Source organism: uncultured Clostridium sp., assembly GCF_937920395.1.
Classification (GTDB): Bacteria; Bacillota; Clostridia; order Clostridiales; family Clostridiaceae; genus Clostridium_AD.
Window position 1 is genome coordinate 1 of record NZ_CALEVF010000334.1, and the last position, 4,864, is coordinate 4,864.

The window sequence follows — 4,864 nt, forward strand, 5'->3', positions numbered from 1 at the left end:
ACTGTATAGTATACTATAATTCCCTTTACGACAACTATCTTAACACATAGGGGTTCCTAAAGGTACGTACTCACCAGGTAAAAGGGTTAACCTAGAAGTAGACAGTGATTTAGTACTAATCACTGATATAGAAACAAAAATATTGATTACAAAACATAAATTAAACAAAGAAAAAGGCAAGCTGATAAAGATAACTCATCCCGAAAGAGAGAGGGATACAAAGCTTGAAGATATGTATAATGAAGTTTTAATTCTGCTTGGCGGTGGTAACAATTCAATACAGTTTTTAAACAGTATAAAAGAGCTAAAACCCAGGTATATGAAGGATCAACTAAGTGTTATTAAAAAATCCGTTGCAGCTACTTCCGCAGCAATAATAAGTGACTCTTTGGATTACTGTATTAAACGAAATTTATTCAGTGCTACCCTTTTTAATGACACAATATTATTTATAAAGGATAAACAAAAGACTTATGAAAATGTTAAACAGCCTCAAATTAATCCTATCCCTAAAAAGTATAGAAATATTAAGACACAGGTCAGAGACACCAATGAATACAAACAGGCAATGGAGGGATAAAAATGGGCAAAATAGAGGATTTAAAGCAACATGGACAAACACTTAAGCTTTATAATCTATGCCAGTGTGTAGAGGAATTAATAAAGGATGCGGAGCTTAAGGATTGCTCTTATCAAGAATTTTTGGAAACAGTGCTTGAAGGAGAAATAAAGACTAAAGAAAAAAGGGCACAGGAGATACGTTTAAAGAATGCCTGTTTCCCATCTCTAAAGACTTTGGATAATTTTGATTTTGATTTTCAAAAATCAATTTCCAAGAAAAAAATTAACAGACTACTTGATATGGATTGGATAGACGACATCTTCAATTTGATTTTTTTGGGGCCGCCAGGCGTTGGTAAAACTCACATCTCAGTTGCTCTAGGATACAAAGCTATTGAGATGGGCTATAGAGTTACGTACACTACGATGGATCATCTAATGTACGCGCTAAAGACCTCTGATATATCAAGGAAAAGTAAGAGCAAAGCAAATAAAATTCATTCCTCAGAACTTGTTATTATCGACGAATTATGTAAAGCTTCACATAATTCGTCTTATGAGAAGTTAAATATTATGCAAAGTTAAGAACTAAAGCCCTTAAAATACAACAGTTTCTTTGTTTTTAACTTTACATAATAATGTAGTGCTATAGTAGTGTTAAAATATATTTATTAAAATTGGAGGTAATTTATGAGTAACCCTACTGTAATTTCGTTAGTGGATTTAATTAAGGAAGCTACACAACATTTGAATGAATTAAACTATTCAGAAGGAACAAAACTGCATTACACACTTAAATGGAAGCATCTCCTACAATATGCAAACCATAATAATGTAGATACATTTTCATTAAAGCTGGGCTATAAATTTTTAGAGAGTCATTATGGAATAAGAGCAGATATGAAGCTTAAAGCTTCTGAGGTACACTCTGTTCGTACAGTTAAAGTTTTATATGAATTCATTAATCATAATAAATTTTACAAATGTCATCAACCAAAAGGTAAAGAATCACCCTCCCAATTCAATTCTGTTTTAGAAGAATATATTCAGTTACAGCATGACATACAATTAAGTGAAAGAACAATACAAGGAAAAAGAATAATTCTAATCAACTTTTTATCTTTTATATCCAAACAACAAGTAAAGTGTATTAATGAGCTGACTTCTAAGCATGTTTTACTATATATTCATACCTTATCTTCATATTCACAAGCAACTAAATCAGGAATTCTATTTACACTTCGTGATTTTTTAACTTTTCTTTATTCAAGTGGCTATACAATCGAGCGGATTAATAAACTATTTCCTGTTATATTTTCAAACAAATTTGAAAGGATTCCCTCATATTATTCATCGGATGAAATGCATAAAATATTGAATTGCATAAATAGAGACACCGTTATTGGGCGTAGAGATTATATTATTATTCTTTTAGCTGTTCAACTTGGACTGCGCGCTGGTGACATTAGGAATCTTCGATTCAACAGCATTAAATGGAACATTGATGCAATAGAATTTATTCAAGAGAAAACCAAAAATTCTCTCCAGTTGCCACTATTAGAAAATCTAAAATATGCTCTTCTAGATTATATAAAGAACAGCCGTCCAAATTCAGATTCTAATTTTATTTTTGTTCGTCATAGAGCACCATTTATTCCATTTACTACAGGCAATGTGTTCTTTGAGACTCTTAATAAATATATGAAAGCGGCAGCTATTTCTATTGATAACCGAAAACATGGGCTCCATTCTATGAGACATAGCATGGCAAGTAATCTTTTAAGACATAATACTCCACTTCCTATTATTACAGGTATCCTTGGACATGTAAATACAAATACTACAAGATTATACTTACGTATTGATATTGAACAGCTACGTTCAGTAGCTTTAGAGGTGCCAGATGAAAGATAAAGAAAAACAGTTTATTTTTAATGGTCCATACGGAGATTCTTGTTACCTTTATGTAGATTATAAAAGAAGTCTTGGCTATAAATTTGGGGAATCATCCCTTTATAGCCTACGATATATGGATGATTTTTTTAAGAAATATTCCATAGGTATTCCTTTCTTAACAAAAGAAATGGCTGAAGACTATACTGCAAGACGTGGTAATGAGTCAGCAAAAACACAACATACGAGAATGAGCTTGATACGCCAATTCGCAATATTTATGAATAATACTGGTTATGTGTTTTTTGTCCATCCTAAAGAGTTAATACCTATAGTTAAAAAGTTTACTCCATATATATTTACCCGTGATGAAATTAATAGGATTCTAAAAGTTGTAGATAATTTAGCAGCTACTCCATGGAGCGTTCATTATCACTTGATATATCCTATGCTTTTTCGGATGCTGTATTGCTGTGGATTGCGTATTAATGAAGCTTTATGTTTAAAGAACTCAGATGTTGACGTAGAGAATGGAATACTTACAGTTACAAAAGCAAAGCTAAATACCAGTAGACTTGTTCCTATGTCAAAATCGTTAACTGATTACTGTAAGATATATGTTATAAAAATGGGGTTAGATATGAATAGCACAGGCTATTTTTATCCTTCAAGGGATCGAGGAAAATATAATCGCAACCCAGTTTATGTTAAATTAAAACAGTTTATGAAGGAAGCAAATATTTTTACTGATGGATCTGTTGGACCTCGAGTTCATGACTTACGACATACTTTTTCAGTCCATGCACTAGAAAAAATGGTGGCTGATGGACAGGATATTTATTGTGCACTTCCAGTCTTAAGCACTTATTTAGGGCATCGTGGAATAGAAAGTACAGAAGGCTATCTAAGACTTACACAAGAAGCCTATGCTGGGATTATTAATTCAATGAGTCCTTTATATGAAAGTGTTTTTCCGGAGGTGACATTTGTTGAAGAGTAATGATTTTGCTACATATTTGTCATCATACTTTTTAAAGTACATGCCACTGCAAAGCGGTTACAGCGATAATACAATTAAGTCTTATCGAGATACATTTATTATTTTTCTTAGGTATAGCAAAGATATATTGGGCATAAATCCAGAAAAACTTAATTTCACTATAATTAGTAAAAATTTTATTATTGATTTTTTAATTTGGTTAGAAATTAAAATGAAGTCCTCTATTTCAACTAGAAATCAGAGACTAGCTGCTTTACACTCTTTCTTTAGATATGTTCAGATTGAGGCACCAGAATACATGGAAACGTGCAATGATACTCTATCAATTCGTTCAAAGAAAACACCATCGCCAGGAATGAACTACTTATCAGTAGATGCTATTAAAGAACTTTTAGCTTCACCTGATATAAAATCAAAACATGAGCGCAGGGATTTAGCAGTTCTTGCTTTACTGTATGATACTGGTGCAAGAGTACAAGAAGTGGCTGATTTAGTTATTTGTAATATTCGAATAAAAATTCCAGCAACAATTCAATTAACTGGCAAGGGCAATAAAACCCGTATTATACCTTTAATGCCTCAAACTATGAATATAATAAAATGTTATATGGTAGAAAATAATTTGTTGATTGAATCATGTATTAATAAACCATTATTTTATAATAAGGGGAATAAAAAACTAACAAGAGCAGGCATATCCTATATTTTAAACAAATATGTAGAGATAGCAAGAAAAAATCATTCTGATTTATTCCCTCAAAAAGTAACACCTCATGTATTGAGAAGAAGTAAGGCAATGCATCTCTTAGAAAGAAACGTTAATTTGATTTATATTAGAGATTTTTTGGGGCATGCATCTGTGACTACTACGGAGATTTATGCAAAATCAAACCCTGAGGTAAAACGTAAGGCTATTGAACAGGCAAGTCCGAGTTTATTACCAGATGAGAAATATTCAAAGAAAGCAAAACAGGATTTGCTTGATTGGTTGAAGACAATAATTTAATATTTTTATGTGAAGTTGAATGTTGGCAATCCTTAGGAGAATCAGTAATTTAGCATACAACTTCACATAATATTTAACTTCTCATAAGACGAAGTCGGGTATCTCCCTATAACACGTGATGAAGCCAATCTATTTTTTAAACTTGTATCAGAGCTCTACGAGCAGACATCTATAATTATCACATCAAATAAAGGATTTGAAGACTGGAATGAATTACTAGGTGACCCTGCTTTAACAACTGCAATATTAGATAGACTGACTTATAAATGTGAACTTTTCAACATTACTGGCAAAAGTTATAGATTAGAACATAGACAATCATTATCTTAAATGTTAATTATTAACTGGGATTTATTCAAGGAAATTATTTTCCTAAATTTCATGGAAAGTACTTGCCATTTACA

5 protein-coding genes and 1 pseudogene are annotated in these 4,864 nt (G+C 31.7%); all 6 read left to right on the forward strand.

Annotated elements, in window-relative coordinates; genetic code table 11:
- Positions 1-142: 142 nt before the first annotated feature.
- Positions 143-580, forward strand: coding sequence for a hypothetical protein (locus tag Q0649_RS20315; RefSeq protein WP_298846144.1), 438 nt, complete (start codon positions 143-145; stop codon positions 578-580).
- A gap of 2 nt (positions 581-582) precedes the next feature.
- Complete coding sequence (locus Q0649_RS20320) at positions 583-1,146, forward strand: ATP-binding protein (protein WP_298846146.1); 564 nt, start codon at positions 583-585, stop codon at positions 1,144-1,146.
- A 105-nt stretch (positions 1,147-1,251) separates the two neighbouring features.
- On the forward strand, positions 1,252-2,475 hold the full coding sequence (locus tag Q0649_RS20325) for a site-specific integrase (protein ID WP_298846149.1): 1,224 nt from the start codon (positions 1,252-1,254) through the stop codon (positions 2,473-2,475).
- Entirely contained in the window at positions 2,465-3,454 is a 990-nt protein-coding gene (locus Q0649_RS20330) for a tyrosine-type recombinase/integrase (protein ID WP_298846151.1), read from the forward strand. The genes Q0649_RS20325 and Q0649_RS20330 overlap by 11 nt, the downstream gene beginning before the upstream one ends.
- A complete protein-coding gene (locus Q0649_RS20335; protein ID WP_298846154.1) occupies positions 3,444-4,460 on the forward strand; it encodes a tyrosine-type recombinase/integrase in 1,017 nt (338 codons plus the stop codon). The genes Q0649_RS20330 and Q0649_RS20335 overlap by 11 nt, the downstream gene beginning before the upstream one ends.
- A 99-nt stretch (positions 4,461-4,559) precedes the next feature.
- Positions 4,560-4,790: pseudogene (locus tag Q0649_RS20340) on the forward strand (ATP-binding protein); the annotation flags it as partial.
- Between the last annotated feature and the right edge of the window lie 74 nt (positions 4,791-4,864).

What these genes read in the sequence shown, in the direction of transcription:
- Q0649_RS20325 (WP_298846149.1), top strand. Translation starts at nt 1,252, where the DNA reads ATGAGTAACCCTACTGTAATTTCGTTAGTGGATTTAATTAAGGAAGCT.
- Q0649_RS20320 (WP_298846146.1), top strand. Translation starts at nt 583, where the DNA reads ATGGGCAAAATAGAGGATTTAAAGCAACATGGACAAACACTTAAGCTT.
- Q0649_RS20330 (WP_298846151.1), top strand. Translation starts at nt 2,465, where the DNA reads ATGAAAGATAAAGAAAAACAGTTTATTTTTAATGGTCCATACGGAGAT.